16 protein-coding genes, 2 tRNA genes and 1 pseudogene are annotated in these 15,370 nt (G+C 34.1%); 7 read left to right on the plus strand and 12 right to left on the minus strand.

Translation table 11 applies throughout. The features are described 5' to 3' along the window. Positions 1 to 61: 61 nt before the first annotated feature. Entirely contained in the window at positions 62 to 1,090 is a 1,029-nt protein-coding gene (locus ABWU33_RS00730; RefSeq protein WP_211907490.1) for an aspartate-semialdehyde dehydrogenase, read from the plus strand. A 1-nt stretch (position 1,091) separates the two neighbouring features. Here ABWU33_RS00730 and ABWU33_RS00735 read toward each other — a convergent pair whose 3' ends face one another. Continuing rightward, positions 1,092 to 2,168, minus strand: coding sequence for a 5-(carboxyamino)imidazole ribonucleotide synthase (locus ABWU33_RS00735; RefSeq protein WP_211908734.1), 1,077 nt, complete (start codon positions 2,166 to 2,168; stop codon positions 1,092 to 1,094). A 106-nt stretch (positions 2,169 to 2,274) separates the two neighbouring features. Here ABWU33_RS00735 and apaG point away from each other — a divergent pair, with 106 nt between their 5' ends. Continuing rightward, positions 2,275 to 2,679 (plus strand): Co2+/Mg2+ efflux protein ApaG, encoded by a 405-nt coding sequence (gene apaG, locus ABWU33_RS00740; protein WP_211907489.1) that lies wholly within the window; start codon positions 2,275 to 2,277, stop codon positions 2,677 to 2,679. 202 nt (positions 2,680 to 2,881) lie between these two features. Here the strand turns inward: apaG and ABWU33_RS00745 are convergent, their stop codons facing one another. Beyond that, a complete protein-coding gene (locus ABWU33_RS00745; protein WP_353280831.1) occupies positions 2,882 to 4,480 on the minus strand; it encodes an ABC transporter permease in 1,599 nt (532 codons plus the stop codon). 130 nt (positions 4,481 to 4,610) lie between these two features. Here ABWU33_RS00745 and ABWU33_RS00750 point away from each other — a divergent pair, with 130 nt between their 5' ends. Further along, entirely contained in the window at positions 4,611 to 5,456 is an 846-nt protein-coding gene (locus ABWU33_RS00750) for a rhodanese-related sulfurtransferase (protein ID WP_211907487.1), read from the plus strand. Here ABWU33_RS00750 and ABWU33_RS00755 read toward each other — a convergent pair. Next, positions 5,453 to 5,853: pseudogene (locus ABWU33_RS00755) on the minus strand (hypothetical protein). The gene ABWU33_RS00750 and the pseudogene ABWU33_RS00755 overlap by 4 nt on opposite strands. 138 nt (positions 5,854 to 5,991) lie before the next feature. On the opposite strand from ABWU33_RS00755, the gene ABWU33_RS00760 reads away from it, so the two are divergent. After that, on the plus strand, positions 5,992 to 6,150 hold the full coding sequence (locus tag ABWU33_RS00760; RefSeq protein ID WP_019236727.1) for a type II toxin-antitoxin system RelE family toxin: 159 nt from the start codon (positions 5,992 to 5,994) through the stop codon (positions 6,148 to 6,150). 319 nt (positions 6,151 to 6,469) lie between these two features. On the opposite strand, the gene ABWU33_RS00765 is transcribed toward ABWU33_RS00760, so the two are convergent. Together ABWU33_RS00765 and ABWU33_RS00770 are read right to left on the minus strand one after the other, a co-directional pair. Next, complete coding sequence (locus ABWU33_RS00765) at positions 6,470 to 6,769, minus strand: type II toxin-antitoxin system RelE family toxin (protein WP_250120098.1); 300 nt, start codon at positions 6,767 to 6,769, stop codon at positions 6,470 to 6,472. Beyond that, positions 6,745 to 6,975 (minus strand): hypothetical protein, encoded by a 231-nt coding sequence (locus ABWU33_RS00770; protein ID WP_250120097.1) that lies wholly within the window; start codon positions 6,973 to 6,975, stop codon positions 6,745 to 6,747. The genes ABWU33_RS00765 and ABWU33_RS00770 overlap by 25 nt, the downstream gene beginning before the upstream one ends. A gap of 156 nt (positions 6,976 to 7,131) precedes the next feature. On the opposite strand from ABWU33_RS00770, the gene ABWU33_RS00775 reads away from it, so the two are divergent. Next, positions 7,132 to 7,506: a hypothetical protein gene (locus tag ABWU33_RS00775; RefSeq protein WP_211907484.1), complete on the plus strand. Its 375-nt coding sequence runs from the start codon at positions 7,132 to 7,134 to the stop codon at positions 7,504 to 7,506. A gap of 320 nt (positions 7,507 to 7,826) precedes the next feature. Here ABWU33_RS00775 and ABWU33_RS00780 read toward each other — a convergent pair. Then, positions 7,827 to 7,913 (minus strand) — tRNA-Ser (locus ABWU33_RS00780). A gap of 31 nt (positions 7,914 to 7,944) precedes the next feature. Then, positions 7,945 to 8,742 carry a DUF2163 domain-containing protein gene (locus tag ABWU33_RS00785; protein ID WP_211908670.1) on the minus strand — a complete coding sequence of 266 codons (798 nt, stop codon included), beginning with the start codon at positions 8,740 to 8,742 and terminating at the stop codon, positions 7,945 to 7,947. Positions 8,743 to 8,827: 85 nt separating this feature from the next. On the opposite strand from ABWU33_RS00785, the gene ABWU33_RS00790 reads away from it, so the two are divergent. Beyond that, positions 8,828 to 9,013, plus strand: a complete 186-nt coding sequence (locus tag ABWU33_RS00790) for a hypothetical protein (RefSeq protein WP_211908668.1) — start codon at positions 8,828 to 8,830, stop codon at positions 9,011 to 9,013. 120 nt (positions 9,014 to 9,133) lie between these two features. Here the strand turns inward: ABWU33_RS00790 and ABWU33_RS00795 are convergent, their stop codons facing one another. Further along, positions 9,134 to 11,176: a porin gene (locus tag ABWU33_RS00795; RefSeq protein WP_211908666.1), complete on the minus strand. Its 2,043-nt coding sequence runs from the start codon at positions 11,174 to 11,176 to the stop codon at positions 9,134 to 9,136. Positions 11,177 to 11,507: 331 nt separating this feature from the next. Between ABWU33_RS00795 and ABWU33_RS00800 the strand changes: the two genes are divergently transcribed. Continuing rightward, a complete protein-coding gene (locus tag ABWU33_RS00800; RefSeq protein ID WP_353280835.1) occupies positions 11,508 to 12,821 on the plus strand; it encodes a lipase family protein in 1,314 nt (437 codons plus the stop codon). A gap of 42 nt (positions 12,822 to 12,863) precedes the next feature. On the opposite strand, the gene ABWU33_RS00805 is transcribed toward ABWU33_RS00800, so the two are convergent. From ABWU33_RS00805 to ABWU33_RS00820, 4 genes are all read right to left on the minus strand, one after another. After that, complete coding sequence (locus tag ABWU33_RS00805) at positions 12,864 to 13,691, minus strand: 3'-5' exonuclease (protein ID WP_211908662.1); 828 nt, start codon at positions 13,689 to 13,691, stop codon at positions 12,864 to 12,866. Further along, the gene (gene era / locus ABWU33_RS00810) at positions 13,684 to 14,568 is read right to left on the minus strand and encodes a GTPase Era (protein WP_353280836.1); all 885 of its coding nucleotides are present in this window, start codon (positions 14,566 to 14,568) and stop codon (positions 13,684 to 13,686) included. The genes ABWU33_RS00805 and era overlap by 8 nt, the downstream gene beginning before the upstream one ends. A 51-nt stretch (positions 14,569 to 14,619) precedes the next feature. Continuing rightward, positions 14,620 to 15,093, minus strand: a complete 474-nt coding sequence (locus ABWU33_RS00815) for a hypothetical protein (RefSeq protein WP_353280837.1) — start codon at positions 15,091 to 15,093, stop codon at positions 14,620 to 14,622. A 105-nt stretch (positions 15,094 to 15,198) separates the two neighbouring features. Next, a tRNA-Gly gene (locus tag ABWU33_RS00820) sits at positions 15,199 to 15,271 on the minus strand. Between the last annotated feature and the right edge of the window lie 99 nt (positions 15,272 to 15,370).

Genomic DNA, 15,370 nt, shown 5'->3' on the forward strand with positions numbered 1-15,370 from the left:
AAGTAATTGTAAATTTTATCAGTAAAAATATAATATAGCTTTAAAGTCAGAGGTTTATCTAATGGGATATAAAATTGCTGTTATTGGAGCAACAGGAAGAGTAGGGCGTGAGGTATTAAGCGCGCTTGCCGAGTTTCAAGACGAAGGAAAAATTTCAATAGATTCTGTTATTGTATTTGCATCAAAAAAATCAGAGGGAAAAAAGGTAAGTTTCGGCGATGAAGAATTAACTGTCTTAGACCTTGAGAACTACGATTTTGTTGGAATTAATATAGCAATTTTCTGTGCTGGGTCTCATGTTTCCGAGAGATACGTACCGATTGCAACTGAAGCTGGATGTATTGTCGTAGATAATACCTCTCGTTTTAGGATGAAAGAAGGCGTGCCACTAGTTATTCCAGAGATCAATAAAGATAAAATTACGGAATATAAGAATCACAACATAATATCTAACCCAAATTGTACTACAATACAGATGTTGTTGGCATTGCATTTATTGCACCAAAAAGCAAAAATAAAGAGAATCGTTGCTTCAACTTATCAATCAACTTCTGGTGCAGGTAAAGCAGCAATGGATGAACTCTACAACCAGACAAAAAAAATATTCATGAACGAAGCTAAAAAATCTGAAATATTTCCTAAGCAAATAGCATTTAATTGCATTCCCCATATAGGAGGGTTCATGGAAGATGGCTCTACAGAAGAGGAATGGAAAATGCAAGAGGAAACAAAAAAAATTTTAGGAGAGAATATAAAAGTGACTACAACTTGTGTAAGAGTGCCTGTCTTTATTGGACACGCTATTGCGGTAAATGTAGAATTTGATCAGCATATAACTGAAAAGGAAGCTCGTGAAATGCTCAGTGAAGCCGAAGATAGTGGAATTTTAGTGTACGATAGGCGTGAAGACGGTGAATATACGACTCAGATTGATACTGTACAGGAGGATGCTGTATATGTATCGCGTATCAGACAAGACAGTACCATAAAATATGGACTCAATATGTGGATAGTAGCTGATAATCTACGCAAAGGTGCAGCACTAAATATAGTGCAGATCTTGGAGATCTTGATCAAAGAGCATTTATAGCTCAATAACTTAAATCTATATTGACATGTCCCATTTTACGCTTGTCCCTAACCTCTTTTTTCCCATATATGGTTAAACTAGCTTTTTCGTTGCTCAAATATTTGTGAGAATTATATATATCATTACCTATTATATTTTTTGTCATGCAAGGAAAGCGTAATACTACTTCCTGCATAGATAGCCCGCATATTATCCTAACTAGCTGCTCGAATTGACTAACGTTGCATGCATCCAAGCTCCAGTGGCAAGAATTGTGGGGTCTTGGGGCCAGTTCATTAACTAGTAATTCATGATTTTGAGTGATGAAAAATTCAATAGCTAGAATTCCTACTACATCAAGCGCAGTTACTATTTTCTCTGCAGTTTTTTGTACCTCTTGGGCTAATTTATTATCTATTTTAGCTGGTGCTATTGAAGTATTAAGTATTCCGTCAACGTGGTGATTCTCTGCTATGGGAAAAAAAGCTACTTTACCGTTTTTATCTCTTGCAACGACTATTGAAACCTCTTTCAGTAAATCAACACTTGCTTCAAGAATGTACTCTTTATTCCAATCGAAGGAAGCAAATTGCTTCAGTTCAGAATCATTTTCAATCACATATTGTCCTTTTCCATCATAACCCATTTCTGTTGTTTTTAGCCTCACTGGATAGCTAAAAGTTTCACTACTTTCTAGTAGCTGATTATAATTTTGTATACTTTTGTAATCAGCAGTTTTTATGCTTAAATCTCTAATAAAATCTTTCTCTCTCAGCCTATTTTGCGAAATGTGTAATGCCTTTTTGCCTGGATAAAAATCTGTATGCTGCGACACAATATCAATTGCACTACATGGAATATTTTCAGACTCAATAGTGACTAAATCCACACTCTGTGCAAAAGATTCAAGTGCTCTCTTATCACAGAAGTCTGCTATTGTTAAGTCATCAGCAACAGAACAAGCTGGATCGTTTTTAGCACTGGCAAAAATATGCGTTTTGTGCCCAAGTTTTATTGCAGCGATAGCAGTCATTTTACCCAATTGCCCACTTCCTATTATTCCTATCACTTTTTTATCCAGTGGATCTGTTTTGTTCATCATGTAAATTAATACTTCCTAGTTAGAGTACGATAATATGCTTGGAAAATCCATGAAAAAAGTGTATAATTGAAGTGTGTTAAATTTTTATCATGAACACTTTACGATGACCATGAAATACACACTTATTACTAATTCTGTTGAAGTTACAGTTTTGCCAATTTACATTGAAGAGCAATCCATTCCTTATGAAAATTGTTACGTATGGATGTATAATGTTAAGATAAAAAATAAAAGCTCATCAACCATTCAATTATTAAGTCGCTATTGGCGAATAATAGATCATAAGGGCAAAATAAATGAAATTGCCGGATTTGGTGTTATTGGAGAACAACCTGTAATAAAATCTGGAGAGGTATTCAAATATACAAGTGGAACATACTTAAATACACCATCAGGAATAATGCAGGGTAAATATGAATTTCTGAACGAAGAGAGCATAAAAACCTTTGATGTTATGGTACCACCCTTTTCCTTAGATAGTCCATACGTTAACACTAGACCTCATTGATCATCAAGATAGTGTATTTGTTTAAGTGCATCTGAAACCAGTGCTTCTTGTTTTGTCATTTGAACTTCCATAATGTCATCCGAGTAGCTGATACTGAGATCCAACTAAGTTGATAAACACGAAAGCACTGACCATTTGCTTCTATAGTTGTCTTTTTTCGTCTATCTTATTTTGTTACTCTGCTGAACAGATGCAAAATAGTTTATTTTTGATTCTTATCATCAAGTGTGAATAAGATTATTGTAGAGGTTAAACCTATAATAACTATCATTAACGAAAATGGGGCAGCTTCTCTGTAACGCTCATCGCTGACAAGTTCATATACTCTAGTTGATATAGTTTCAAAATTAAATGGTCTGATAATTAGTGTTGCCGTGAGTTCTTTTACCGTATCCATAAACACGAGCAGAAATCCCGATAGTATGCTTTTCTTGATAAGGGGAATATGAATATTCAGGCACGTGGAAATAGGCCCATGACCCATAGTATATGCAGTCCATTCAATTTCATTTGGTGTTTTTTTGAGTCCCGACTCTATCGCCTTGAAAGATATAGCAAAAAAACGAAATAAATATGAGTAAACTAATGCGCCAATAGTTCCTACCAAGCTAATTTCTACAATATATTGAGTAATGAAAGAAGATATTCTGCTTAAAAATATTATTATGCTAATCGCAATAATTGCATTTGGAATTGCATATCCAAGAGAAATGAGACGTGCTATATTGCTTATTACCTTATTTTTACGTGCTGTATATCCAATAATTATTGCAATGCTGATCGAGATTAGCGCGGTAATAAATGATAAACTAATACTGTTTGTTATTATATTGTAAAATCTTGCTTCGTATATGAAAAAGCCTTTCTCTATGCTCCAATATATAAGTGGAATCATTGGTAAAATAAAGCCTATTAATATCGGCAATAAACACATAAGATAAGAAAAGATCAACGATATAGAACCGTTTATACTACGTTTATTGTGATAATCTGCATTAGTATTGATTGAAGAGTAAGATATTTCTCTTTTTTGTAGTTTTTTCTCGATAACTATTAGTGTTGCAACGAAAATCAGTTCTGCAACTGCCAAAACAGTAGTTGAATATTTGTCATGCAATAAAAACCAAGTACGGTATATTCCTGTCGTGAAAGTATCGATAGCAAGAAACTGTGGTGTGCCGAAATCTGTAATTACTTCCATTAGTACCAAGGATAACCCAGCTATAATTGATGGACGTATGGAGGGTATGATGACAGAAAACAGACTCTGTAATGAGGAGAACCCAAGTGTTGATGCAATAGTGACTGAGTTACTAACGCTCTTTAGACTTGAGCGGACCAACATATAAACGTATGGATATAGACTAAATCCCATTACTAATATTCCACCACCTAGGGATTTGATCTCGGGAAACCAATAGTCACCTTTGCCCAATTGAAAAGTATCTCTTAACAAGCTCTGAATCGGACCTGAAAACTCTAGCGTATTTACATAAACAAACGATACTATATATCCAGGAATTGATATCGGAAAGAATAAGGCAATCTCAAAAATTCTACTTCCGGGAAACGAAAAAAATGTAGTAAGCCAAGCTGGAATTACTCCAAATATAAAGGATATTAACCCTACTCCTACCATCAAAATTAACGTATTGAGTATATATTCAGTAAAAAGTCTACTAATTACCCATCCAGAGTTTGCTGATTCTGTAAATAGAATCGATATTAACGATAGTATAGGGCAGACAAATAATACACTTACTAAAAACAAGAATATATTTTTAAATACTCTCAGAAACATTAACTTGAATCTATATTTGATATTAAAATGTTATATGCAAAAACTAAAGATATCCAGTAATTAACAGCCGTCCTATTGAATATCTTCATAATTTTATATATTATGTTTTAAATCGATAAACTAATTAATTATGAGTTTTGTCATTGCAACTTTCTATCATTTTGTAAAACTCTCTAATTATTATGACATGAAAGATGAAATAAAAGTTGCATGCGACAATGTCGAATTAAAGGGTACTATACTCCTTGCAGAAGAGGGTATTAATGCAACCGTATCTGGTGAAAGAAACGCGATTGATAAAATATTAGATTTTCTATGTTCTGATTATAGACTAAGGGACCTTACATGGAAAGAGAGTGCAGCAGAATATCAACCATTTAGTAAGATGAAAGTGAGATTAAAAAGAGAAATTGTGAATCTTGGTGTAAGTAATCTCGATACTTCCGTTAGAGGTCAGTACATTGATCCAGATTATTGGGATGATTTTATCTCTCAACCTGATGTTTTAGTGATAGACACACGAAATGATTACGAAGTAAAACTAGGCAAGTTTAAAAATGCAATCAATCCACATACTCAGCGTTTTCGAGATTTTCCTCAGTGGGCAGAGTCATTTTCTGAGAGTAAAGACCTGAAAGTGGCTATGTACTGCACTGGTGGAATCAGATGTGAGAAATCTACAGCATATATGAAAAGCCTTGGATTTAACGATGTTTATCACCTTAAAGGCGGTATTCTTTCCTACCTTGAAAAAACTCACAACAAAAGTGGTAGTTGGGAGGGCGAGTGTTTTGTTTTTGATGATAGAATTGCTGTTGATCATTCACTCGCCCCAAGTGATAAAATAAAATGCATATTCTGCTCAAGTAAAGTTTCAACTGATGAGCTGAAATCAGTTCCACGTGGCCAGGTAGTTTGCTCTGATTGTAAATCTTTAAGTATTGAAAGAAATTCAGAATACAACACGAACCTTTAATAATTTATTTCTCTTTGCATATTTGTAACCTTAATTTTATCAAGGCATTTACCTACAACATAGCCCGCTCCAGCTCCAAGTAACGCACCAACTATAGCAAATGCAATCAACACTACACCAGAACCGCCAATAAGAGCTAAAGTTTCTTGCACTAAACAACATGCTGCAACTAGACCAGCAACTAAACCAATTCCTACACCTATGCACCTAAGTTTCATGTTATTACTAATATTGTAACCTCTTCTATGCTTTAGGCTATGACTAGTATTGTTACTTATCCAATCAAAGATTTCGACATTTGGGTTTTTGTCCAAAAAATCGAAAGCTCACCTATTGTTTTGTTACGCAAACTATCTAAAAATATAACTTTATCTTTTACATTTTGTTTACGTGTCATTTTATTTTTCCATACTATTAGAATATATTTTTACTACACTTAATGTCTTAATAATTGGTAAATTCCCATACAAGAATAAGTAGATAATCTTACCACTATAGGTGGGACTAAAGCGGTATAAGATTAAATTCCTGAAAAATGTTGGTAAGAAGAGCTTTTCCAAAAACAATAAAGTTAAGAGTTGAAGAGATAGTAAAAGAGCGACTTACAGTTAATCCAATTGATTTTGGTGAATCGTTTTGTTACAAACTCAAAGGATACAGAAGATTGAGAACTGGTGATTATCGTATCATGTAAATGCTGCAAAGTATGAAGTAACCATTGTTTCAATAAAACACAGAAAAGACATTTACGAGTCTGAGGCTTCATACTAATATCCTTCCAGTATTAACTTACTGTAACCTTTCCGGTTGAGCCACTGCGATTCTTTGCAACGTTTATCTCTAATCCGTTATTAGCATCGATTTTATAGTCTGTAGAGTAGTAAAATTATAGGGGGTAGCGAAAAAAATGAGTTATTTTTGAGCTGAGCAAAGCCACCTAAGGTGAAGAATGGATCAGGAAGGAGGGCTGTATAATAATATATTTATAATTTCCTTACTTAACGAAACAGAGTTTATTGAAAAACATAGTTATTTAGTACTTTAAGAGCCTTCTCGTAAATAGTGTCTCTATGTCCTATTGTAACGATAGTTACTTCATGTTTTTTGGTGTCTGTATAATACATGATACGATAGTCGCCAACCCTTAGTCTTCTGAACCCTTTGAGTTTGTAACAAAACGATTCACCAAAATCAATTGGATTAACTGTAAGTCGCTCTTTTATTGCATCTATAGCTCTTGACCGTACTTTTTTTGGAAGATTTGGAAGATCTTCTTCAAGAACACTGTCTAGGAAGATAATAGTGTATTCCAATCCACGTCCTCACTTTTAGTTTTTTTTTCATTTTCAATATCATATTGATCAGCAACTACAGATAGTAAAAAATCTTCCATTTCACGATCTATTGCTTCTTTAAATAGCCTGTCTGCTAATTCTTGAGTGGGCTGCTTAGTGAGCTCAACTAGCTTAGCAAAATGCTGTAAAGTTTCTTTACTGAAAGCTAAATTAGCGTTTGCCATAAGTTTTACCGAAATCTACTAATAATTATAAAACATTTTTCTGAAATTTTCAATAAAGAATTGTTAAGGTGAAGAGGAAGAAGGGGTGTATAATATATATTACTTGTTTTAGCTTTTGTAAAAAACTATATTACAAAGTTGTTGTTCTATGGAGTTATGAAGTTGTTTGAGGATACAGAAAAAGAGTATTTCGGATTAGGTAGGAAAAGAAGAATGCTCTTTAGAAAACTGGATAAAGCAAAAAACATAGTTCTTAAAGAGAGTAAAAACGTTTTTTTGCTAGAAGATTATAAAAAGAGTGGAATTCCTGTATTGTTAAATCACGAAACGTTTGGTCCTATAATTGGAATTTTCATTGTACTTGATGGAGATTGCAAAGAACAATATGAGCTGATTTTAATCGCCCACGATTGTATTTCTAAGTCAGGTATAGAATATTCTAGTGTAACTACGATATATGAAGGAAATTTAATTCTGTTTATGCATAGAAATATAGAGAGGTGGTTTTTAGAAATGGAGGAAAAATACTAAAATAAAAGTTTGACAGTTAATTCTCGAGCTAGTACATACCAGTTTGCTGATGCTCGTGAGAAATGACACAGACTAAGTATAGTATTGCAAGAGATTATTAGGAATAGGGAAGGTATGCTGGCTACTGGATGTATTTCTATGATAACAACTACTCTTCGTCATCAAAAATCAAGAAGGCTCTGCAACTTGATGAACATCAACTCTATTCTTTTATTGACGTAGATGACTCTGAAAAATTGCGGAGCTGAAGTGCTAATGCTATATGGTTATTACGTTCAAGAACAAAACGGAAAATCCTATGTTACACTAGAAATAATGTGCGGAAAAGGGGGGATTCGAACCCCCGACATATTTTCATATGTGCACGCTTTCCAAGCGTGTGCTTTAGACCGCTCAGCCACCTTTCCATACTTATTCATAATATTAAAAATTATGCTGCTAAACAACTGGTATATATGGTTCGCCACGGAAATTCACAGTATTGTTAAACTTGTTTTTGCACGTTAAAAACGCTTTATCACAACCTGCAAGTATCGAATATTTATCTCCGGTAGAAATTTGATATGGAGGAGAAGCAAATAATGTAACTACTTTATTTTTGTATTCTTTAACTACAACTTCAAATGTTGCTGAACTAAAGAATTTTACCACTCCGTGCTTATAATATCCATCGCTTTCGATTAAATTAGTGTCTTCAAATCTTCTTTCATCTATCACTTTAGTAATTGTGCTCATTCTACTAAACTTTTTAGCATCAGCTTTACATCTATCATCGCAAAATTGTGCCCTGCATACAGGAGAATATAGCTCTGTTATGCTTCTCTCAAGCTTTGTCGCAAGACCTCTAATTTCAGCGATAAACCTCCCACTATTTAATGTTACTTTACCAAAAGTTCCTGCATGCAAATTCATAATTCCCTGACTCAAATCTTTATAATTCACAAGAAATATTTCAATATTTGCAAAGTCATGCCTTCCTGATAAAACATCTTTTTCTTTAATATCAGCACTATTTAATATTCCTTCAATTTCTATATTATCAGTTCTCAAATCGCTATTTAATATTATACTGCTGGCTATAAAACCGCTTGAAGATTTATAGAGTATATTATTGAGATTTAAATCTTCATCATAGTCAGTGAATCCCATTACCTCCCCACTTACAAGTGTTAATTTCCAGCAAGTAGCGATGGTAAGTAATTCTCCAGTTAAATGGTTTTTTAGTTTGGTTTGCATACTGCTTAATTGATTGAATTTGAAAACGTTCGATAGGTAAGGGATTATGATAATTTATCCATTATCTGAGTAGCCATAGGGTGTCATGCCAGCTCCCATACATTGGCATCCAGTTAAATTTACGAGTATAAAAGTAATGTTAAAATACAACGTTTCTGATGATGATGGAAAAATGGATCCTAGTGTCAAGCACTGGGATGACACCATTTACTATGCAAATTGCCACAATTTTCGTACAGCTGTGACTGGGATGACATTACTTATTGTGTGAATAGAATAAATACCCGTAGAGTTTGTTACGCACTGGCTTATGTTTATTTGATCGACAAATAAACACTAACAGACAAGACACACACCACATTCAAGTTGTGGTGTGTATTACTAGAACAAATTAGAAAGAAAACTTCACACCAGTTAGTAGAAGAATTCCTTGGTTAGAAGGTACATCAGTACCTTTTTGGTCTTTCAGCGCACCTTTTTCATCAGTCATAAAATAATGTAAGGCTGCATAAGGAACAAACTTGCTCTTATTGCAAGAAGATAGATCATACTGAACACCAAGTGCAACATCATGAAGCATATCTTTATCATTCATTGTACTGCCAAAGTATGTCAAGCTTGTATAAACATTCTCATATTGATAACCAGCACCTGCAGTCCAATACATGGTGTCCTTGTCATTAAATTGCTTTAAGCCATTTTTTCTAGCAATATCAGTAGTCTCTTTATATTCTTTTGAAGCAGGGTCGAGTTCCTTGATACTCTTCGGTTGACCAGATTTGCCTAAATATGCAAAAGAAGCAGCGAATTTTATATTTTGACCTTCATCAATCTTATAATCAGCGCTTACACCCAAATTAACACCCATCAGGTCATTGTACTCTACAAATTCCTTATAAAGATGCTTATCTTTACTCGGTTGCTTTGAAACCCCATATTCACCAACTACGGAAGTTTTAACTTTTACATTATGTTTACTAAAGTCATATTCATATGATGCACCAGCACTTATTATATGCTGGTAATCTGGTCCAACATGTCTTAACGTTTCCTCATTCTTTACCCCTGTTACCTTATTATTTGAATCTTTGAGGAAATCTGGAGCTATTTCTTTTACAACGGATAAACCACTATCGTAGCGAGGTGAGTAGCTAAGACCAAATCTTGCACCCATATAATTCGGCGAGTAGTAAGCAGCTCTAAATGGCAATGTGGTCATAACCTCTTTGTTGTATTTTCCTGCCATACGGAAGGAGAGTTTTTCGCTCTCGCTCGAGAAGCTTTCAGTGTAAAGACGTGGTGTTACGTAAAATGGAAAGTTTGCAGCACTTCCTTCTAAGTTTACTTTTCTGAACCAGTCACTATCTGCAGCTCCATCAACAGTTGCAATTCTTGTTGCATCAAGTCTCATCAGAGACTCAGGACCAAACTGATAGCCAAGTTTCAGATCACCATATTGTGAATTTAAGAATACATGCGCACTTCTACCTCTTGCAGCATTTACGCCTTGTGAAGCTCCTTTACCTTCAGTAACTGGAACATGGAATTGTACATCGGCACCATAACGAAGACCAATATCCTCATTTTTATTTTCAGCTCTTAAGTGCAATATTGCATCTGAAATCATGCCCATGTTTTCACTGTAATCACCAATATTCCCTATCCCTTTAGGAAATATTGGATTTGCTCCTTTTATACTATCTGGAGTATTGTTAAAATAATCTGTAGATTTACCTGGCATAATATTATAATGGTTATAGCCACTTAGCCCATGGTTACCATAACCTTGAGAATCAACAACGCCACCGAAAGTTATTCTTAAACCATCCCCTTGATTGGTATTGATAATATCAACCCCACCAACTGAAACAACAGGACTTGCCTTACCTTTTTCCTCTGTATTGCTGTTAACAACTTTTACATCCTTTTTTATATCTTTAGCTTCAATTTTAGCATTCTTAGTTTTAGAACCCTTAATTTTTGACTTTTCTACATTAGAATTTTTAGTGCTTAGAGCTTTCGCCTTTGAATCCTCTATAAACTTTGCTTTTTTCTCTTTTGCTAGCCTAATTTCATCTTTTTTCTTTTGTTTTGCTACTAATTTTAACTCTTCTTTTTTCTTCTTTTGTTCAGCTGCTAATTTTAACTCCTCTTTTTTCTTCTGCTCAGCTGCTAATCTTAGTTCTTCTTTTTTCTTAAGCTCCTCGGCTTTTTTTCTTGGATCAGCATTACATATCCTGTCCATTTTTTCTTTTAGTTTCTTATTTGACGTCTTCATCACTTCCATCTTTCCAGAAGTTTTGATTGACTCGTTACTCTCTTGCTTTTTTACTTCCTTCATACTCTCGTCAGAAAAGTCAGCAGCAAAGCCACTGAAAGAACATAAAGTCAATAGAGAAGCTAGAGCAGTTCTAGTATAAATAGATTTTTTCATGAAGTGCCCCCAAAAAATTTTAAAATCATAACATAAATAGTATAAAGGTGTTGAAAATCCAACTTAAAGCAACCTTATAGCGAAAATAAAAGTAAAATGCAATACTTTAAAAGCAACTTTCTTAATACGCTCAACGCTTATATTAACCAAAATTTAGTACAGAGGTTTGCTTGTTAGTGTATTATAACTCTATACTTATTCTATGGAAGTAAAATTTACTCAAAGTAAAAGCATAAAAAGATTAAATTATTAATATAAATTGTTGACAATAATATTAATTTGTATTATAGTTGGTAGATTATTGTTTTATTTTTGACAGATTGGGGTACTTATGGATTTTAGTTTTTTACGCAATTGGTTTAGCACTACAGGTGCTGCTACAGGCTCAGAGCCAGGTAATACTGAACAGCCAGACTCTATTTCAGTAGATGATGGCAAATACGAGATGAAAGAATATGACGATGAATTTGAGATCATTGAAGATTATGAATTTATAAATCGTGCTGATCCAAATGAGCCATGTTCTTTACCTTCTGACTATAAAATAGATGAAAGTATTGTAAAAATTGCAGGATTTGATAGAGAGAAATTATTAGAAATGGGTAATTTCTGCAAGATAAGCTATGGCGATGATGATGGTAAATTAAGTAAAAAAAGATGTAACAACCTAGCTCAAAGAGTATACAAAACTGAATTTGAAATTGTAGAAGATTTTGAAATTGTTCCATCTACTGAAAAAATGTATAAAACTAGAGCTGAACTCATCAGCGAAGGTTATGAAATTATTCCATTTGGTAATAGCTTTGAAAAAGATGCTGGTCACGTTTTTATAAAAGGTAAAGAAATAACAATAGCCTACCATGGTACTCGTCTGAGCCAGAGTTTTAATGATGGAATTACTGATATAAATGTACTTTTTGCTACTTCGGAATTTTTACCTGAAGGTGGAAGAATTCATTGTGGTTTCTATAATTCATTTATGGATTCATGGCCTAATCTGTATGGCATTTTAAAATCTCATGCTGAAAAACAGGGATCAGAAATCAAGGATTTTAAAATTAATCTCACAGGTCACAGTATGGGAGGAGCTATTGCTAAGATAGCTGCTTTATGCCTCAATAAAACAGAAGGAGCTGAAGATGTTCATGTTGCAACTTTTGGTGATCCACGAGTTTTTGATCTTACTGCTAGTGAATTTTATAATGATGTTCTTCAAGAAAAAACCATTAGAGTAACTCAACATAGACAAGACCCAGTACCAGCGGTATCACCTGGTATTTGTGGTTATGCTCATGTAGGTGCACAATTGAGAATATCAGTACCTGAAGGATATTTTGTTCATCAAATAGATGGTTATCATGAAGCCATTAAAATAATGGATGAAGAGGATTTCCGATCGAACAATAACGTTTCTCTCTTTTATTACCCTTCGAGAATATTAAGTCGAATTAACTGTGCAGTTTTAGGTAATGCTCAATATTATGCTGCTAATTTAGGTAATTATATTCTTGGTGGACAAAATTTTTTCGAGAAAGTAAAAAAGGAATACCAAGATAAAAACTTAGAAAATTTTTCTAAGCTTGAACAAGCAGAAGTTAAGCAAAGGGTACATCAAAATGTCTTTTCTACTACAAGGAGTTTATAACTACTATACAGAGCAATCATTAGATTGCTCTGTAGCATCTACTCATTTAAATTCAATATAAAAATTTTCACCAGAAGTTATTTTCCATTCTTCTTTAAATTTCTTTAGGTGTTCTTTTTTTTCGCATTCTAAAAGCAGTTCTTCTATGCTCTTATTATAGCTTTCTGTAGTAATTCTTCCTTGATGATGCATGAACTTCAAGTAAATCAAATAGGTGTTAATCACATCTGTTTCGCAATAATCGCGAATCTCTTGTATTTTTCCACTATCGTATAAATCCATAACTTGTGAACCATCAACTCCAATCTTACCGGGAAGATTAAGTGCTGCGCAAACTTCGTTCATCTTCATTCTTGCAGAAGCTCCAAAATCAGAGAGAGATTCAAGCAAATCACAATGCCAATCACTACTGTACCTCTGATTGTAACTATTCCACTTATCGCCAGCTTTGTGAAAATATTCTGCTTGAGTGCCATGAACCATAGCACGGTACTTCAGTACCGGTATATCAAAAGTGCGCCCATTGAACGAAACTAGTCTTGGCTTTTTCTCTGATATGTAGTTAAAAAATCCCTTTACTAGCTCTTTTTCATTGGAGTTTACTGTGCCTCCAGATCTTATTTCTTGTAGTGTGAACATTTCATAACCGCTCTGGCGTGTTATATTACAAAGTAAAAAACTAATAACTACAACAAGGTGGAAGGGCTGACGCAGAAAAGAGTTTTGCCCGTTTGTTATTTCAAGATGATATTTTGTTAATGCGTTCCTCTTTTCTTCTACACTGCTATCATCACTAATATTTAGTAAATTCTTGCAGGAATTTACATCTGGTATAGTTTCAATATCAAATACCAACAAAGAATTAAGCATTACTTATATATTCCTCAGGGCGATCAGTCCAAGGTCGCACTTTTACGAACAAAAAGAGATGAACTTTACACTCAAATAACTTTTCCAATTCTGTACGCGCCTCGATATTAATTTTTTTTATGCTACTGCCGTCTTTTCCTAGCACTATTTTCTTATGATTATCTTTCAATACAAATATGATCTGTTTTATGACTAAACTCTTATCTTTTTTTTCCTCAAATTGTTCAGTTATAACAGCTGTAGAGTATGGCAATTCTTCACGTAGGTTCAAGAATAACTTCTCTCTTGTAATTTCTGCTGATAAAAAATCAGCTGAGGAATCGGTTACTTGATCTTCTTCATAGAACCAAGGGCTTATCGGTGCAATTTCAGATAAGTAATTCATCAAATTAGAAAGTCCATCATTCTTCAGTGCCGATATCGTAAAAATTTTTTCAAACTTATAAAGCAAATTTAGGTGCTCATGTGCCATCTTGAGCTCTGATTTCTTTACTAAATCAGTTTTATTGATAACCAAAATGCATCTGCCTTTTGTGCGCTCCAGTCGTGCAAATATCGTTTTTATTCTTTCTATATTTTTTAGGTAATTGTTTACATCAATAAGCAACAAAGTAATGTCACTATCCTTAACTGCTCCCCATGCAGATTTGACTAAAGCTTTTTCAAGATTTGTTTCTGCTGAAAACACTCCTGGAGAGTCAGTAAAAACAATTTGCGCATTGTTGCATATAGCAACACCCCTTACCTGCGTCCTTGTTGTCTGCACTTTAGGGGTGACAATTGCAATTTTCTTGCCTACGATGCTGTTAATTAGCGTTGACTTTCCAGCATTTGGCAAACCAGCTATCGTTACAAATAAGCATCTTTCTTCTTTCACAAAGGAAATTATAAAGAAAACTAAACGTTAACGTCAAACAACTTTTTTTAATTATTCTTTAACTAGCCCGTTTTCTTCCTCTTTTGAAGAAAAACATTTTCCAACTTTTTCAACTATACGTGATATAATATAATCATTCACTTTTTCAGCTATTGATTCAATAACACGTGTTACAAGTAACCCTGCGATTAATGCTATGGGTGCTATCACCGCACCTGCTAAAGCTGCCGATCCCATTCCAAGCATTGCACCAGGGAAAACAGCAGTTGCAGCAAGACTAACTCCAGTTGCAAAGCTTGCAGCACATAAACAAGCACCAATAAAAAAAACTTCTTTGGAAAAATTGTCATTATAAATTATTATACATGAAAGTAAGGCTACCGGAATTGCAGCAATAATTCCACCCATTACCAATGGTGATAAAGCTGTAAAACTGAGTCCTAAACCTGTAAGTGCTCCTATTGTTGTTGCTCCTATGCCTAAAACTGTTAAACGGGCTATAGCATCAGCATCATCTTTTTTCATATAATCTCCTTAAATATAAATTTCTAAAAAACTTTTCTAGTAGAGCTAAATTTCTTAGATAAATCAATTCATTTTTTTATGATTAAGTGTGATTAAAACTCAAAGAGCGGGAGAAGGGGTTCGAACCCTCGACCTCAACCTTGGCAAGGTTGCGCTCTACCAACTGAGCTACTCCCGCAGTTAAATTCTGCTTATTCTTATTATAGGTGCGTATCATAATTTGTAAACCCTACATGCATGAAAATCATGAGAGCCAATTTTCTATGATCTTTTCGTA

It is taken from the genome of Wolbachia endosymbiont (group B) of Cyclophora punctaria, from assembly GCF_964028235.1.
GTDB lineage: Bacteria > Pseudomonadota > Alphaproteobacteria > Rickettsiales > Anaplasmataceae > Wolbachia.